Source organism: Vibrio sp. R78045 (assembly GCF_042466085.1).
In the GTDB taxonomy this organism is placed as follows: Bacteria; Pseudomonadota; Gammaproteobacteria; order Enterobacterales; family Vibrionaceae; genus Vibrio; species Vibrio cyclitrophicus.
In genome coordinates this window covers 72,617-89,334 of sequence record NZ_JAXHBS010000017.1, presented here as the reverse complement: position 1 = coordinate 89,334, position 16,718 = coordinate 72,617, and the positions used below count along the sequence as shown (strand labels likewise).

The following is a 16,718-nucleotide window of genomic DNA, read 5'->3' as shown; positions in this document are numbered from 1 at the left end:
AGTGAAAAAATGACTTCACTTCATCCCTTATTCCATAAGGGTTTTTCATGATCTTGCCCTGTAATAAGGATTAGTGCACCCTTCTTAGGTCAAATAAGGGATTTAGTTCTGTATATTAAGTGTTAAGTATCACAACTTAGAGTTGTTCATATTAATTTAAACTGGCTTTGCTTTATCGCAATAGGGGAGGTTGGGGCTGTCTAATCTTTTTTTATGGTCAAAAATTTCTTTTTTATGACTACGATTTTCTTTGTAGTGACCACAATATAAGTCGTGATGAGTGTAGATAATAAATTTAGCTTATGAACTATATTCCAACTTCGATGAGGAATAGGCTGAAAGTCCTAATTTTAAATGTTAATGTTGCGCAAAATATAGCGGTAAGAAATGGATAAAAACAATGTTAGAAAAGGTTAATTTGAGAAAATTAATTCTAGTCTTGTGTGTATTTTCTGCAATGGTTACGTTATTAAACGCTTTCTATTCACTCTATCAAGTGCAGCGAGATATCATCATCAATACGACACTAGAGTCGAACCGAGTTTATGCCAAAAAGATGGCAGAAATGACGGATGTTTTTCTTGATTCCGCGATGACCCAGCTCCAATACAGCGCCAAAGCTCTATCCGACAGCACCAATGATCAGCGTGCGTTGACAGAAGAAACGAAACGACTCAAAAATCAAACCAAGTTGTTTAACTCCGTTGTCGTTGTAAATTCTAATGGTGTAATTACGGCGGTCTCTCCAGAGACAGTGAAAGTGAAAGGGATTAAGTTAACGAATGAAAACTCACTCCAATCTCTAAAAGCCCAAGCCCCTTTGGTGACGGACCCTTTCGTATCTCCCGCAGGTAACTATCTTATTAGTCTGTCGTACCCTATTTTTTCGAATCAGGGAGAGTATCTCGGCTACATCAGTGGCACTATTTATCTAGAAGCTGAGAATATCTTAGGGAAATTATTGAATGAACATAGTTACGTGGATGGCTCTTACCTTTACGTTGTGGATCGTCATGGAACGTTGATTTATCACCCAAATGAGTCAAGGATCGGCCAAATAATCACAAACAACCGCGCAATTAATACTGTGTCAAAAGGCGAAAGTGGCAGTCTAGATATTGTGAACTCTTTGGGTATTCAAATGTTGGCAGGGTACGCCCCGGTCTCTCAGGCTGGTTGGGGAGTGGTTGCGCAGAAATCGAAGCAAAGTACTCTACTTATGGTTAATCAACAAATGAAAGAGGTGTTTGTAACGACGATTCCTGTTGGGGTGTTGACGTTAATGTTTATTTGGGTATTTTCTAGCTTTATCTCTAAACCATTAAGACAGTTAGCACTGGCGGTTACAGGTAGTGATCGTAACTCAAATACGGTGAATAATGTAAAGCAAGTTCACTCTTGGTATTTTGAAGCATCACAACTGAAGAGCAGCTTTATCAAGGCCTTTGGGATCGCGTTTGAAACGATTGACTCGCTTCATACGGCAAGTTTAACGGATTCGATGACGGGCTTGTTAAATAGGAGAGGTTTAGATAAAGCCGTTGATCAATTACAACATCAGGCTATCCCATTTTCTGTTCTCGCATTGGACATCGACTTTTTTAAATCGGTCAACGATAACTTTGGCCATGATACTGGTGATGATTTATTAAAAAGCTTTGCACAATTGATGAAAGAGCAATCTAGAGATCAAGACTTGCTGTTTCGTTCTGGTGGGGAAGAGTTTATTATTTTTCTGCTCAATTCCGATATTCAAGATGCTTTTAAATTTGCAGAACGGTTACGTAAAAAGGTCGAGTTATATGAATTTGCCAATGTAGGAGGTGTCACTGTTTCTATTGGCGTCGCTTTTTGGGGCGGTGAGGAGCAATCCATTAGGGTCACGTTAAAAGAAGCGGATACAGCTTTGTATCGCGCAAAAAATAACGGCAGAAACCGTTCTGAGCTTTTAAGTAGCGATTAAATCTAGGGTTGTCATTCTGTATAATATGTAATTTAGAGCAGTGAAGTGAAGAATGTAAATATAGTATTTACATTTCGTTAGATAAAAGTTAGCGTCAGGGTTATTCGATATTATTATGCACTCTGTGCAATAGGTTAAGGATGCTTACTTTTATCAAAAAGTCGTCAACCGCTTTATCTTGGCTTCATTGGCTTGTTCTCGTCTGCTCTCTAATCCTAACTATTACCGCTTGGCAAATTACTCTTCATCAAACACATCAAAAATCTCAAGTTCAATTTGATTTTCAAGTGAGTCAATTACTCGGGCTTGTTCAAGATAGGATGAGCAAATATGAAGAAGCATTGACCGCGGGCGTATCAGCTATCCATATGTTTTCGGCCCCGGTTAATCGAGAGAGTTGGAAAACGTTTGCTAGTCAGTTTGATATATCATCCCACTTCCCTGGAGTGAGCGGGATAGGTGTGATTCATTACGTCCCTCAGAAAAAAGTGACGAGTTATCTTACTTGGCAACAACAAAGCTTTCCTTCGTATGACATGCACCCAATTCGTATCGCCAAAGATTATTGGCCTATTACGTACATTGAACCAGAAGAAGAGAACCGAGCAGCGGTTGGTCTGGATATGGCCCATGAAAATAATCGATATGCGGCAGCAAGGCTAGCTCGAACAAAGGGAACTCCTCAAATTACAGGGCCAATAACCTTGGTTCAAGATTCTAAGCAAACACCTGGTTTTCTTTTTTATGTTCCATGGTTCGATAAGAGAAAAGTCCCGCAATATTATGGTGATGAAAGTGATGGCTTTTTGGGGTTAGTTTATGCCCCTTTTATTGTTCAACATTTAATGAACGGTACGCTTGAGGATGTTAATCGTCTTATCAATTTCAGTATCCATGATGACAATATTTCACTCTACGATGAGCTTACAAATTCTCGTGAAGCCCTGAACCATCAACCTATGTTCGATGAACAGTTGGAAGTCAATATGTATGGGAGAAGGTGGCTCTTTGATTTTCAGTCTTCACCTTTATTTGAAGCTCAGCAGCATAGTAATCAACCAACATTGATCCTGATGTTCGGCCTACTCGTTAATGTCATGCTATTTGCCATTCTTATGATATTGCGTAACGGGGAAGAGAAAGCCCAAGGCTATGCAAGAAAGTTAAGTCGAGATTTGCAAGAGCGAACGGATAGCCTAGAAAAAGCCTCAGAAAATTTAGCAATAAGAAATCTTGCTCTAGAAAGAGCGAATAGAGATCTCGATCAGTTTGCTTACGTCGCATCGCACGATTTGAAAGCACCTCTGAGAGGGATCTCGCAATTGGTGTCATGGATCAATGAAGACATTGAGGAGCACCTAACCCCTGAAACAAAGGATTATAGTCGCCTTTTGCAGGGGCGAGTTGTCAGGTTGGAGCGATTGCTCGATGACTTATTGTCGTATTTTAGAGTTGGTAGAAAAAAGAATGAGATTCAAGAGTTCTCTTTAGCGAGCAATGTCCAAGAGACATTCGAGTTATTGAATATGAATAATAAGGCGACGCTTATTTGTGACGATAGCATTGGCCCGTTTCGTACGTTGGTCGTCCCGCTAGATTTAATATTGCGAAATTTAATGTCCAACGCGATTAAACACCACGATAAAGCACACGCCAATATTAAGGTTTCTGGTGTTTATCAAGGTGACCATTACAAGTTCTGTGTCGAAGATGATGGGCCAGGAATTCCAACTGAACTCTATGACAAGGTGTTTGAGTTATTCCACACACTACAACCTCGCGATAGCGTCGAAGGAAGTGGTATGGGCTTGTCTATCATCAAAAAAACCTTGGAGCTTTACGGCTGCCATTTCGAATTACACTCTAATTCACAAGGTGGGTGTTCTTTTGTTTTCACCTGGCCCACAGAAGAGTTATTAGAAAAAAAGGAGATCATATGAATCATAACTATATGAAAACCGTCAGTATTCTTTTAGTTGAAGACGATGATATTGATGCCATCGGAATTCAGCGTTCATTGAAGTCATTCAATTTGCTTAATCCAATCCATCGAACTCGTGATGGATTAGAGGCATTAGAAGTGCTTAAAAACGATGCCATTGCTCGGCCTTTTATTGTGCTTCTGGATTTAAACATGCCGCGAATGAATGGCATGGAGTTTTTATCTGCCATTCGGTCGGATTCGAATTTGAGTGACATTGTGGTTTTTGTACTCACGACTTCCCAACTTGATGAAGAAATCTCTGCAGCCTACAAGAAAAATATTGCTGGTTACATTGTGAAGTCTTCATCTAACCAAGATTACAAACAACTTATTCGTTTTCTAGAGAACTATTGGAACATTGTTGAGTTACCAAAATGCTAAAGCCAAGGGGGCTCAAATGAAGGTATTGATCATTGATGATGATCAGGTAGATACTTTGTCTATTGTCAGGACGTTGAAAAATACAGACTTACCTCTAGCGACTATTGAGACTGCCGATACCGGCGTTAAAGGTCTAGAGTTGGCATTTCAGAAACAATTTGATGTCATTTTACTGGATTATCAACTTCCTCCAACCGACGGTTTTGAATTGTTAATCGAACTGCGCGCGAAAAATGATTTCTCTACATCGATTGTTATGTTGAGCCACAATGACGATGAAGAGATCGCTCTGAAATGCATTGAATCAGGCGCTCAGGACTTCATTATGAAAAGTGAAGTTACGGCGGTAAGGCTGAGACGAGCGATTGTTATTGCGTCTGAACGCCATCAACTCGAGCAACAAGTGCTGGAGACGCATACCGAGCTAAAGCGATTAGCAGAGCGCGATAGTTTAACGGGTTTGAATAATCGCCACTTCTTTGAAGAGCGTTTAACCAAACAACTGCTTTCCTCAGCAAAAGATAACTCTTCGTTTGTCTTAATGCTGATTGATGTCGATAAATTTAAAGATGTTAATGATCGCCACGGACATGTCTTAGGAGATGGCGCCCTCAAAGAGGTGGCCAGTAAGCTTAACCGCTGCGTCGGATACAATGATATTTTATGCCGATTGGGGGGGGACGAATTCGCACTATTATTCCCTATCGGAAATAATAAGCAGTACGTCCAAAAAATGGTCAACCGACTCATGTCTGAGTTTAGTTCTTCGATATGTGTGGACGGAGAGTTATTAGATTTAACGGTTAGTGTGGGTATTGCAAGCTTTCCAGAATGTGCATCGAACTCTATTGAGTTACGAAAATGCGCTGATATTGCTTTGTATCGTGCTAAGGATAAGGGAAGAAATCAGGCCCAGTTTTATTCAAAAGCATTTCATGATCAAATGAATCGCCGAGCAGAGCTTGAAAGACACCTGAAGCGAGCTCTAGTAAAGAACGAGATGGAGCTTTATTACCAACCTCAGTTTAATGCGGATATGAAGCTAATAGGGGCAGAAGCTTTGTTGCGTTGGAAACATCCGAAGTTAGGAATGATTCCGCCAGACAGGTTCATTCCTGTTGCAGAAGAAACTGGGATGATTGTCGATATCGGTTTTTGGGTCATCGAAACGGCTTTGAAACAGTTACAATATTGGCTGAATGAAAAAACGTTGAGAGATGATTTCACATTAGCGATTAACTTATCTCCAAGTCAGTTAACCGACCGTTTTTTAGCGAAAAAAGTTAAAAACCTTCTTAATATTTATGAAATTCCAGCTTCAAATGTGGAGTTTGAAATTACGGAAAGTAATCTTATTTCTGGCGAGTGGGCATCTGAAGCTTTGCAGAAAATCAGTGACTTAGGTGTGAAAGTCGCAGTGGATGATTTTGGAACTGGTTACTCATCACTGTCTCATTTGAAGGATTACACGATTGATGTGATCAAAATCGATCGCTCTTTCGTTGAGCGTATTGAATTGACAAAACCAAGGCAACTTTTTACGGCAATTTGTGCTTTCTCACACAGCTTAGAATACGAAACGGTCGCAGAAGGGATAGAGACGGATATTCATGATGCCATATGTAAAGAGGTCGGAGTGACACGCTTGCAGGGTTTCTATTACTCCAAACCGTTATCTGTATCGAACTTTGAAGGCAAATACTTTTTCGATTAGCGGACTCGTTTGTCGATATAGGAGAGGCTCAGTGTCTCTCTCAATAGCCTCCATAATGATTGCTTCAAGGAGCAGATGTTATGGGGGCTTTATCTTTTTGGATAGTGCCAAATGATGCCAGGCCGCTGTCCGTGAATCAGCATAAAAGCCTGTTATTTTTAGCTTATGCTGTTGGGTTAAATGGTGGGAATCTAGAGAGTTTTAAGTCAGTGAATTTTAACTATGTATTAGTCCTTACGATTTCTTTATATTATAGCTTGGAGCCAGATACTTGCTGATATTTATAAGTACGGGTGATGCTTAAGTGCGGTATTCGTACCTTAACGTTGAATTAATATAAAAAGAGATCATATGTTGGACAATCTATCAAAACTCACCATTAAAGCGAGGCTGGCTATTGGGTTTGGCACGACGCTTTTTCTTATGATGCTTTTAACAGTATTAGGTATTCAAAAAGTTAACTTCATCGATGAGACCCTGACGGAAATTACCGATGTAAACTCACTTAAGCAGCGTTATGCCATTAACTACCGTGGCAGTGTTCATGACCGCGCGATTACTATTCGTGATATTGCGATAGCCAGAACCTCTCAAGAGATTTCTCTTCTAGAGCAAGAAGTTAAGCAGCTCGAAGCTTTTTATCGTGAATCTGAAGCTCAAATGAACCAAATGCGTTCGCAAGGTGAGGTGTTTACGGCCGATGAACAACGTATTCTTGCGAAAATCGATAAGGTACAACAATACACTTTACCCTTGGTTGATGAGATTATTAGGGATAAGAAGTCGGGTACTGTAATGACCGATTCTATCCTCGATTCAGCTCGACCTGCTTTTATTCAATGGCTTGCTGCCATCAACGAATTTATTGATTACCAAGAAGAACAAAGCCAAAAGTTAACCTCTGAGGCTCGAATTGTTGCGGGTGACTTTCAACAGTTGATGCTGTTGCTGACTGCGATTGCATTGACGATGTCGTTATTCGTCGGCTTTATTATTGAACGCAGTTTCAGAGCTTCTTTGGGTGGTGAACCATGGGAGATTTCTGAAATGATCAAGAAAATCTCTGAAGGTAATTTGTCCCAACGCTTTATCAAACCAGAAGAGGCCGTTGGCATCTATCGTTCGTTAATTATCCTTAATGATAAGGTGAGTACTGTCATTAAAAGCAGCCGAGGGATTTCAACACAAGTTGCCACGTCAGCTGAGCAGTTGACTGGGGTGATGGTTGATACCGCAAACAATGCTCAACATGAATTGACGCAAGTTGAGGAAATCTCTAATGCGATTAGCGAGTTATCAAGCACTTCAAAAGAAGTAACATCAAACGCTGTTCATGCCGAGCAAGAGGCTAAAAAAGCGATTGATAATGTCTTTAAAGGTAACCAAACCTTAGAGGAGTCAATTGAGCTTACCCATAAGATTAATGACTCTGTAAAACAAACCGCCAGCATGATTGTCGATCTTAAAACAAATGCGATGGATATTGGTGAAGTGACGGCCGTGATCAGTACCATTTCTGATCAAACGAATTTGCTGGCCTTGAATGCAGCCATTGAAGCGGCACGAGCGGGTGAATACGGACGTGGTTTTGCCGTTGTTGCTGACGAAGTTCGTAACCTTGCATCTAAGACGCAAGATTCAACGAAGAGCATTCAAGATATTATTACCAAGCTTCAAGCTCAATCAGAAAAAGCCAATGACAACATGATCAGCAATGTTGAGCAGATCCAAGAGTCGGTGACATTGTCAGAAAATGTCCAACAATCATTCAGTCATATTGAACAGTCTGTGCAATCTATTTCTGAAATTAATACGCTAGTGACAAGCACTTCTCAAGAGCAGTTTAGTTTAACTGAGCGTATAGCATTGAATACAAACAATGCCTTTGACCTAGTGAACCAAAATGTATCGGGTATTCATCAAACTCAACAAGCGGCCAAAGAGTTATCTCAACTGGCGGTAGAGCAGAAAAAAGAGCTGGAGTTTTTTAAGGTCTAGAGAAGTTAACTGAGAATCTAAAGAGCGTAACTTAGGCTCTAAAGAAGGTAACTTAGGATCTAGAAAGCGTAACTGAGAAGATTGCTGTATGCGACACTTGAGTAGACTGTTTGAACTTTCATTGCCCTTTGTTGTTTTTTAGGCCTATATTCAACAGTACAGTTATGACATTGATTTAACATGGATAGCTGTTGAGTAAAGGATAATAAATGCTTGATTGAAAATGGATTAATCAAGTTAACAATAAGTCAGTGGAGACTTCCCAATGAAAAAACTACTTTCGGTACTTGCTGTTTCTGCAGCGGTCATGGCGCCAGCAGCATTTGCTTCTTCGCCTGTTATGTTTTCAACGATCAACGGCTTTAACGCACCAGATTCCGATGCGGTTGGTGGTGTGCGCTTGGCTTTACTTCACGGACAAGTAAACGACCTTAAAGGTGTCGATCTTGCTATTGTTGGTATGTCTGAGACGCAAACGACGACAGGTGTAAACTTGGGTATTTTTGGTGCGCATAAAGTAAACCAAGAAATGACCGGTGCTTCACTGGGTATATTCAACTGGAACCCAGGAAAAACCACAGGTTTGAACTTGGGTGCCGTTAACATCACTAACGATGTGAAAGGCGCGAACGTGAGTTTTGTAAACTACTCGGAAGGCGACACTCTGGTTGATGTTGGTGCCGCAAACCTTTCTGAAGTGTCTACGGTTCAGGTTGGTATCTTCAACAAAACTAAAAAAATCGAAGGCGTACAAGTTGGTCTGATCAACTGTGCTGACAACGGTTTCTTCCCGTGCTTCCCGATTGTGAACTTTGCTAAGTAAAACGTAGCCAAGCCTTTTAACGCCTAAACTCTTGTTTAGGCGTTATTACTTTTAGTTTCCGTTTCCGTTTAGTCTCAGTCTCAGTCTCAGTCTCAGTTTAGCTTCACCTTCAATTCCACTTCTAACCCATACTCCTCATCTGACTCAATAGGCGCTTGGTTTTATATTCCCTATTGCAGTATTTCTACTTATAAGTACAATGTGCGCTAAAATAACAACGTCGACTTATATGCTTTGATAAAACACCATACCATCGATTTTAAAAAGGCTTTCTTAAGCCTTACCGCCTGTTTTTTAGTCGTTTTGAGTATATTGCTCGTTGATTCAGCGGAAGAATCAGATAAACAGTATGGAATCGAAAACCAAGGCGTGACACGCTCTTTAGCGGAACTCACACAGATCATAAATGCGCTTGAGTACAACATTACTGCGCTCTACCCACTGCACGGCGATACGTATGTGTTCTCGCATGGCAAAAAGGTAGAGGGAGAAACGTGCTATTTCATCAGTGAGGAGCAACAAGCCCCACGTTTTGATTTTATGTTCTCTGGCCCTCGCGAGATGTGTGATCCTAAATCAGTGCTTAGTGCTGAAGCGGGTAAGCGCTTATTCATCGCTCCAACCATGGCTTATTTTGCCAATACCATTGATACCATCTCTGCGATTTACTTTATTTCGAAAGATAAATTCATCATCTCTTCGCCTTCTGATTTTGCCAGCACGATTAAAGGAGATACCTTCGATTCTGTGGTAAATAGCCGCCCGTACTGGGTGAATACGGTGCGTTTTGGCTTAGCTCAGGGACAAGATCAAGTGGTGTATACCGGGCAATACGATGATTACCTGACGGGTAAAAAAGTCGTGACGCTAACCAAAGGCATCTATGTTGATGGGGAATTTAAAGGGGTACTCGGTATTGATGGCTATGTTGCGAATTTAGTGTCGAACCCTAAACATGGTTATAAGGTGACGAGCACTCGCGGAGCAAACAAATACGGTTTCATGGACTTTACCCATTCGCGACCTTTGTATGTCGATGGTATCAATACTCAGCTCTATCTCAGTATTGAAGAAGACAAGAGTGAGCACTTTTTGCATGTATTGGAGATGGAAAGAGTTCAGTTATCGATACTTTTGGCTTTGTATGTGGTTTCCGCCTTATGGCTGTGGCGATTTTATACCAAACAAGAACACAATCGTTTAAATAACTTAGCAATGCATGATCCGCTCACTGGCCTATTGAATCGACGCGGTTTTGAAGCTCGGTTGCTGGCGCAAGACGAAGAGCCAATCATTGGTGTGGGTGTCTTCGATATTGATGATTTTAAAGTGGTCAATGATGTTCACGGGCATAAGGTCGGGGACGAAGTGATTTGCCATGTCGCCAAGTTGATGATGAACAGTGTTAGGCAGCAAGACATTGTCGCTCGGTTTGGTGGTGAAGAGTTTGTTGTCGCGATCACGGGTGAATCATCTGAATTGCTGTCATCGATTTTTCAACGGATTCAAAACGACATTAGCCTGCAAAGTTACCGATGTCCGACGGGGGATAAGGTGAATATTTCTGTTTCAGGGGGAGCAACGCTCTACTCTCTGTATAAGTTCGACAGTGTTGGTCACTTGTGGGAAAACCAGAGCATTCGTTCTTCGGATGAGCAGCTTTATAAGGCGAAGGCCGCGGGCAAGAATCAAGTGTGTATTCACGTGTTTTAATTCGCAGTGAGCAGTTTGTGAGAACCAGTGAGGGCCTAGTCGTTTGACTAGGCTTCTTTCTATATATTTAACATCGATTATCGACTACTAAGCGCTCTTTTATCTAAAAGGTGTCACTTAAGAAATGCCTCTAAGATGAAATACGTTCTGCGATAGCAATGCCTCTAAGATGCGACGCTATTTCTTGATGCGGCCCTTGTTCATCCATTTCTGATGCACACCACGACGCAGGCTCTGGAAGCTGTTTTCTACCTTATCGACACCAAGCAAGATAACCAGCGCCATTAGCGTGATGATAACAGACTGAGATAGGTGCCCTAAGGCTATCATCATCCCCAAAGCCGCCAGCACCCAGATGATCGCGGCAGACGTGACGCCATGAATCTTACCATCCAATGTCATCATTACTCCTGCACCAAGAAACCCGACCCCCGTTATTATCTGACCAAGCACACGGGCTTGATCGAGCGTGTTAGGAGATAAGCTAATCGCCATGGTGAGAAAGAAATAAGTACCGCTGATAATCAAAATTGAGGTTCGTATTCCAACGGGTTTACCGCGGGTTTGCCTTTCGATGCCGATTAACGAACCACACAGCATACATACCGCGAGGCCTGCCCAGCTAAAGGGGGCAAGGTTGAGAGTTTGTTCTATAAATTGTGGCATATCACCCCTCCTAAAAATTTAGAATAGAGCCGAGTATGCTAATAATAGACCGGACGATCGAACAAAAACTTTTTGTCTTAACGATTGGATTGTCTGCTTGAGGTTTAACAGCCAGTGGTGGTCAATGAGAAAGTAGGGGCTTCTGTCTCTGTCGCTTCTTGGTATTCAAGACGATAAGAAGCGACCATTGCTCGAGATAGAGTTATTCAATGTGCAGATCGAGTGGTGTCTTACTGCTGCGGCCGCCGATCTCGCGAGTTAACTTAGGCACTAGGTAACCAGAAACTTCAGAGATTAACCCCCTAAAGTGGGCTTTTGCTTCTTCATCTGAGATATAGAAGTGAGCGGCGCCCTGAACCTTATCAAGAACATGCATATAGTACGGTAAAACACCGGCATCGAATAGCTTTTCGCTCAACTCTTTCAATGAGTTAGCGCTGTCGTTGACGCCTTTTAGCATCACGCCCTGATTAAGCAGAGTCGCACCACTGAGTTTCAACTTATGGAAAGCTTGTTTGAGCTCCACGTTGATTTCATTGGCGTGATTGATATGGCTGACCATGACCACATTGAGGCGAGTTTGAGCTAACAATTGGCATAGTTCATCAGTCACTCGAGCAGGGATCACAACCGGTAATCGGCTATGAATTCGAACGGTTTTTACATGCGGTATCTGTTCGATAGCATGGATAAGCCATTCGAGTTCGCTGTCTTTGGCCATCAAAGGGTCGCCACCCGATAAGATAACTTCGTTGATCTCGGGATGTTGAGCCACATAATCGAGGCTGGTTTGCCACACAGACTTAGAACCCTTGTTGTCTTGATAAGGGAAATGGCGACGGAAGCAGTAGCGGCAGTTTACAGCGCACCCCCCTTTTACAATCATCAGTGCGCGGTTTTTGTATTTATGCAGCAGCCCAGGTATTGCGTTTTCTTGCTCTTCCAGCGGATCGGCTGAATAGCCTTGATGAACCTCGAACTCTTCGTTGAGTGGTAACACCTGACGCAATAAAGGGTCGTGTGGGTTGCCTTTTTCCATTCGCTCTACAAAGCTTAGGGGTACTCGAAGTGAAAACAGCTCTCGTGCCGCGAATCCTTTTTGCCACGGTGTTGGGTCTATTTCTAATGCTTCAAGCAGTTTTGTCGGGTCAGAGATCGCATTCGATAGTTGTTTGAGCCAGTTTTGCTCAACAGATTCGACTTTTCGGGTTATGATATGCGGCATTGAAATTAACTCAAAGATGTGGAAGAGAAAATCATGGCGTCAGTAAGCACCAATGAATTCAAAGGCGGTTTAAAATTCATGTTAGATAATGAGCCTTGCGCAATTATCGACAATGAATACGTTAAGCCAGGTAAAGGCCAAGCGTTTAACCGTGTAAAACTTCGTAAACTGCTGTCAGGCAAAGTGTTAGAGAAAACATTCAAATCAGGCGAAAGCTTTGAGCTTGCAGATGTTGTTGACGTTGAACTAGGTTACCTATACAACGATGGCGAATTCTACCACTTCATGAACAACGAAACATTTGAGCAAATCGCAGCAGACGTAAAAGCAGTCGCTGACTCAGCAAAATGGTTAGTTGAAAATGACGTTTGTACTCTAACGTTGTGGAATGATAACCCTATCACTGTTACTCCGCCAAACTTTGTTGAGATCGAAGTAACTGAAACTGATCCTGGCCTTAAAGGCGATACACAGGGTACGGGTGGTAAACCTGCAACTCTAGCAACAGGCGCGGTTGTTCGTGTACCTCTATTCATCGCTATCGGTGAAGTTGTTAAAGTTGATACTCGTACTGGCGAATACGTTGGTCGTGTGAAGTAATTTGATTGTGTCCATCTTGTTTAAGGTGGCTCAGTGAAATAGAAAAGGTCGCTTATCGCGGCCTTTTTTGTATCTGGCGATCAGGAGAAGCGGTAGGGGCAGATGCGAGATACGAAGAGCGGGAAGATCAAGAGCGAGTGAGCTAGATGTGTGGTATTCGACAAACAATAAAAAAGCAGAGCTGGATAACCTAGCTCTGCTTTCGATTTTCTGTTCTTAAGTGCTTCGAATCTCGATTACTCGAATCCCAAATCTGCTCTTAACTATTAAATCATAAAAATGAAGATAACAGACAGTGCGCTGATTAGGCCTGCGAAGAAGTAGCAACCCACTTTACCAGCAACGCCGACGTGGAACTTAAGGTCGTGCATGCCGTGGTGAAGACGGTGCATTGCATGCCACATTGGCAGTGCCAGCGTACCGATGATGAATAGCGCACCGATAATGCTGGTGGCGAATTCAGACACACGCTCGTAGCTCATTGCGTCAGCATCGATAATGCCCATTGGCACTAAGATACCTAACACTAGAATCGTGATAGGTGTGATCATCGCGAACCAAGTACCGCCAGCGCCAAATAGGCCCCACCAGATTGGCTCATCAGAGCGTTTAGGATCGTGGTTAACAGGTTTCACTTTGTAATTTGTGTTCATAACGAAAGCTCCTTACACCACAACAAGAACGATTAAAGAAATGAAAGCGACCGCTGCCCACTGAGTCAATACGATGATTCTTTTATCAACCAATTTACCTTTAAGGCGAATTGGCATTACTTGAGGCATCATGCTGAAGAAGGTTTGAGCGTGCATTAAGCTGCCCAGTAGCGCCACGATATTAATACCGATAACAACAGGGTTAGCCATAAAGCTTAACCAACCAGCCCATGCTTCAGGGCCTTTCACCAGTGAACCCAAACCGAAGGTTAGGAATACAGTGAACAGAATCAAAGGCAGTACAGTTGCTTCACGTAACATGTAGAAGCGGTAGAACGGATGGTTGCTCCACCACGTTCTGTTCATCTCACGAACATAAGGTTTACGTTTGCTCATCTTATGCCTCCTCTGCTGATTTTACTTGCGATCCATCTGGCTTGAACATCGAGATAACGAAGTCCATTGAAGACTCAACTTTGCCTTGGTTAACGGCCGCTGCTGGGTCTACTTTCTTCGGACAAACTTCAGAACAGTAACCAACGAACGTACAACCCCAAGCGCCGTTTTCACCATTGATCAGCTTCATGCGTTCAGCTTTACCGTTGTCACGACTATCTAGGTTGTAACGGTGAGCCAGAGTAAGAGCTGCAGGGCCGATGAACTCAGGGTTTAGACCAAACTGAGGACACGCCGCGTAACACAAACCACAGTTGATGCAGCCAGCGAACTGTTTGTACTTCGCCATTTGCTCTGGAGTTTGGATGTTGGTGCCGTCTTCTGGTTTACGGTCATTACCGATGATGTAAGGCTTGATCGCTTCAAGGCGCTCGATGAACGGTGTCATGTCGACAATCAAATCTTTCTCGATTGGGAAGTTAGCCAATGGCTCAATTTTGAAGCCGTTTGGATAATCACGTAAGAAGCTCTTACACGCCAGTTTTGGCACGCCATCAACCATGATGCCGCAAGAACCACAAATCGCCATACGACAAGACCAACGGTAAGACAGGTCTTTATCTAGGTTATCTTTGATGTAACCAATCGCATCAAGTACTGACATGGTTTCATCAAACGGAACTTCAAAGGTTTGAAAGTGAGGTTCTGCATCTTGCTCAGGGTCATAACGCAGGATTTCAATTTTTTGGATTCGATTCGCTGACATTATGCTTGCTCCTCTTCGCTCTTCTTCGCATTCTCTTCTGCTGCTTTTTCAGCGGCAGCGGCTTTCTCTGCAGCTTCACCGTACAGACGAGCTTTAGGTTGAGATTTAGTAATCTTAACGCCGCTGTAGTCGATGGTTGGTGCTGCATCTTCGTTGTAGAACGATAGAGAGTGTTTCAGGAAGTTCACGTCGTCACGTTCTGTGCAGTTGTCGTCTAGACGTTGGTGCGCACCGCGAGACTCTTTACGAAGAATCGCTGAGTGAACCATCGCTTCAGCAACTTCAAGACCGTAACCGACTTCGATAGCGTAAAGTAGGTCCGTGTTGAACACTTGGCCTTTGTCTTTAATGCTGATTTTTTTGTAACGTGCTTTTAGCTCAGTGATTTTGTCGATGGTTTCTTGCATCAAGTCTTCTTGACGGTAGATACCACAACCCGCTTCCATGGTGTGACCCATTTCAGTGCGGATATCAGCCCAGTTCTCATCGCCTTCTTGGTTTAGTAGACCTGCGATGCGATCTTCAACCGCTTTCACTTGCTTCGCGATAGACTCTTCATTCCAGCCTTTGAATTCTGCTGCACGTTTCACGGCTTGTTCACCCGCTACGCGACCAAATACAACGAACTCAGCCAGAGAGTTAGAACCTAGACGGTTTGCACCGTGCAGACCAACTGAAGCACATTCACCAACAGCGAATAGACCTTTAATGCGAGTTTCACAGGTACCGTTAGTTTCAATACCACCCATGGTGTAGTGAACGGTCGGACGAATTGGGATTGGCTCTTTTGCTGGGTCGACGTTTACGTACGCTTTTGCTAGCTCACAGATAAACGGTAGACGTTCTTGCAGGTACTCTTCACCAAGGTGGCGAAGGTCAAGGTGTACGACATCACCAAGCGGGTGCTTGATGGTGTTGCCTTTCTGCTGCTCGTGCCAGAATGCTTGAGAAACTTTGTCACGAGGACCCAGTTCCATGTATTTGTTTTTCGGCTCGCCCACTGGAGTTTCAGGGCCCATGCCGTAATCTTGGAGGTAACGGTAGCCGTTCTTGTTGACGATGATACCGCCTTCACCACGACAACCTTCGGTCATCAAGATGCCAGTGCCTGGTAGGCCTGTTGGGTGGTATTGAACGAACTCCATATCACGCAGTGGTACACCGTGGCGATAAGCCATTGCCATACCGTCGCCAGTTACGATGCCGCCGTTGGTATTACAGTGGTAAACACGACCTGCGCCACCCGTTGCTAGAACAACAGATTTTGCTTTGATGGTAACAAGCTCACCTTCAGACATGTGAATCGCGATTAGGCCTTGTACTTCGCCATCTTCAACGATCAAATCCACCACAAAGTACTCATCAAATCGTTTGATTGTGTCGTACTTCATCGAAGTCTGGAACAGAGTATGAAGCATGTGGAAGCCAGTTTTATCCGCTGCGAACCACGTTCTCTCTACCTTCATACCGCCGAATCGGCGTACGTTTACTTCACCGTTTTCTTTACGACTCCATGGGCAGCCCCATTGTTCCATTTGGATCATTTCGCGAGTCGAGTTTTCAACAAAGTATTCAACAACATCCTGTTCACATAGCCAGTCGCCACCGCCAACAGTATCGTTGAAGTGGTTATCTAGGCTATCTTCGTCTTTAATTACTGCTGCTGAACCGCCTTCTGCTGCTACCGTGTGCGAACGCATTGGGTAAACTTTAGAAATCAGTGCTACTTCCAATTCAGGATTAGCTTCAGCCGCAGCGATAGCTGTACGAAGACCAGCGCCGCCTGCGCCGATGACTGCGATATCTGTGGTAATTGTCTTCACAGTTATTCTCCAG

14 protein-coding genes are annotated in these 16,718 nt (G+C 43.1%); 8 read left to right on the top strand and 6 right to left on the bottom strand.

Annotated features, from left to right (window positions below):
- The first annotated feature begins 400 nt into the window (after positions 1-400).
- The 7 genes from SJY39_RS19800 to SJY39_RS19770 all read left to right on the top strand — a co-directional run bounded on the left by SJY39_RS19800 (position 401) and on the right by SJY39_RS19770 (position 10,576).
- Positions 401-1,963 carry a sensor domain-containing diguanylate cyclase gene (locus SJY39_RS19800; RefSeq protein WP_010434009.1) on the top strand — a complete coding sequence of 521 codons (1,563 nt, stop codon included), beginning with the start codon at positions 401-403 and terminating at the stop codon, positions 1,961-1,963.
- A 140-nt stretch (positions 1,964-2,103) separates the two neighbouring features.
- Complete coding sequence (locus tag SJY39_RS19795; protein ID WP_065099700.1) at positions 2,104-3,903, top strand: CHASE domain-containing protein; 1,800 nt, start codon at positions 2,104-2,106, stop codon at positions 3,901-3,903.
- The gene (locus SJY39_RS19790; protein WP_010434014.1) at positions 3,900-4,328 is read left to right on the top strand and encodes a response regulator; all 429 of its coding nucleotides are present in this window, start codon (positions 3,900-3,902) and stop codon (positions 4,326-4,328) included. The genes SJY39_RS19795 and SJY39_RS19790 overlap by 4 nt, the downstream gene beginning before the upstream one ends.
- A gap of 16 nt (positions 4,329-4,344) precedes the next feature.
- Positions 4,345-6,042: a GGDEF domain-containing response regulator gene (locus SJY39_RS19785; RefSeq protein ID WP_029189233.1), complete on the top strand. Its 1,698-nt coding sequence runs from the start codon at positions 4,345-4,347 to the stop codon at positions 6,040-6,042.
- Between the two features lie 351 nt (positions 6,043-6,393).
- Positions 6,394-8,040 (top strand): methyl-accepting chemotaxis protein, encoded by a 1,647-nt coding sequence (locus tag SJY39_RS19780; RefSeq protein ID WP_010434020.1) that lies wholly within the window; start codon positions 6,394-6,396, stop codon positions 8,038-8,040.
- A 265-nt stretch (positions 8,041-8,305) separates the two neighbouring features.
- Entirely contained in the window at positions 8,306-8,863 is a 558-nt protein-coding gene (locus tag SJY39_RS19775) for a VC2662 family protein (protein ID WP_016787278.1), read from the top strand.
- A 252-nt stretch (positions 8,864-9,115) separates the two neighbouring features.
- Positions 9,116-10,576, top strand: coding sequence for a sensor domain-containing diguanylate cyclase (locus tag SJY39_RS19770; protein WP_102457042.1), 1,461 nt, complete (start codon positions 9,116-9,118; stop codon positions 10,574-10,576).
- A gap of 177 nt (positions 10,577-10,753) precedes the next feature.
- On the opposite strand, the gene SJY39_RS19765 is transcribed toward SJY39_RS19770, so the two are convergent.
- Positions 10,754-11,242 carry an MgtC/SapB family protein gene (locus SJY39_RS19765; protein WP_016787276.1) on the bottom strand — a complete coding sequence of 163 codons (489 nt, stop codon included), beginning with the start codon at positions 11,240-11,242 and terminating at the stop codon, positions 10,754-10,756.
- A 202-nt stretch (positions 11,243-11,444) separates the two neighbouring features.
- The gene (epmB, locus tag SJY39_RS19760; protein ID WP_010434032.1) at positions 11,445-12,467 is read right to left on the bottom strand and encodes an EF-P beta-lysylation protein EpmB; all 1,023 of its coding nucleotides are present in this window, start codon (positions 12,465-12,467) and stop codon (positions 11,445-11,447) included.
- 33 nt (positions 12,468-12,500) lie between these two features.
- On the opposite strand from epmB, the gene efp reads away from it, so the two are divergent.
- Positions 12,501-13,067, top strand: a complete 567-nt coding sequence (gene efp, locus SJY39_RS19755; RefSeq protein ID WP_009847919.1) for an elongation factor P — start codon at positions 12,501-12,503, stop codon at positions 13,065-13,067.
- A gap of 266 nt (positions 13,068-13,333) precedes the next feature.
- On the opposite strand, the gene frdD is transcribed toward efp, so the two are convergent.
- From frdD to frdA, 4 genes are read right to left on the bottom strand one after another with little or no spacing between them, the layout of a single operon-like run.
- Entirely contained in the window at positions 13,334-13,720 is a 387-nt protein-coding gene (gene frdD, locus SJY39_RS19750) for a fumarate reductase subunit FrdD (protein ID WP_010434036.1), read from the bottom strand.
- Positions 13,721-13,732: 12 nt separating this feature from the next.
- Complete coding sequence (gene frdC, locus SJY39_RS19745; RefSeq protein WP_010434039.1) at positions 13,733-14,116, bottom strand: fumarate reductase subunit FrdC; 384 nt, start codon at positions 14,114-14,116, stop codon at positions 13,733-13,735.
- Between the two features lies 1 nt (position 14,117).
- The gene (locus SJY39_RS19740) at positions 14,118-14,882 is read right to left on the bottom strand and encodes a succinate dehydrogenase/fumarate reductase iron-sulfur subunit (RefSeq protein ID WP_016787274.1); all 765 of its coding nucleotides are present in this window, start codon (positions 14,880-14,882) and stop codon (positions 14,118-14,120) included.
- Positions 14,882-16,705, bottom strand: coding sequence for a fumarate reductase (quinol) flavoprotein subunit (gene frdA, locus SJY39_RS19735; protein WP_016792650.1), 1,824 nt, complete (start codon positions 16,703-16,705; stop codon positions 14,882-14,884). The genes SJY39_RS19740 and frdA overlap by 1 nt, the downstream gene beginning before the upstream one ends.
- Between the last annotated feature and the right edge of the window lie 13 nt (positions 16,706-16,718).

Coding starts and splice junctions, on each gene's coding strand:
- SJY39_RS19800 (WP_010434009.1), top strand. CDS start 401: ATGTTAGAAAAGGTTAATTTGAGAAAATTAATTCTAGTCTTGTGTGTA.
- SJY39_RS19795 (WP_065099700.1), top strand. CDS start 2,104: ATGCTTACTTTTATCAAAAAGTCGTCAACCGCTTTATCTTGGCTTCAT.
- SJY39_RS19790 (WP_010434014.1), top strand. CDS start 3,900: ATGAATCATAACTATATGAAAACCGTCAGTATTCTTTTAGTTGAAGAC.
- SJY39_RS19785 (WP_029189233.1), top strand. CDS start 4,345: ATGAAGGTATTGATCATTGATGATGATCAGGTAGATACTTTGTCTATT.
- SJY39_RS19780 (WP_010434020.1), top strand. CDS start 6,394: ATGTTGGACAATCTATCAAAACTCACCATTAAAGCGAGGCTGGCTATT.
- SJY39_RS19775 (WP_016787278.1), top strand. CDS start 8,306: ATGAAAAAACTACTTTCGGTACTTGCTGTTTCTGCAGCGGTCATGGCG.
- SJY39_RS19765 (WP_016787276.1), bottom strand. CDS start 11,242: ATGCCACAATTTATAGAACAAACTCTCAACCTTGCCCCCTTTAGCTGG.
- epmB (WP_010434032.1), bottom strand. CDS start 12,467: ATGCCGCATATCATAACCCGAAAAGTCGAATCTGTTGAGCAAAACTGG.
- efp (WP_009847919.1), top strand. CDS start 12,501: ATGGCGTCAGTAAGCACCAATGAATTCAAAGGCGGTTTAAAATTCATG.
- frdD (WP_010434036.1), bottom strand. CDS start 13,720: ATGAACACAAATTACAAAGTGAAACCTGTTAACCACGATCCTAAACGC.
- frdC (WP_010434039.1), bottom strand. CDS start 14,116: ATGAGCAAACGTAAACCTTATGTTCGTGAGATGAACAGAACGTGGTGG.
- SJY39_RS19740 (WP_016787274.1), bottom strand. CDS start 14,882: ATGTCAGCGAATCGAATCCAAAAAATTGAAATCCTGCGTTATGACCCT.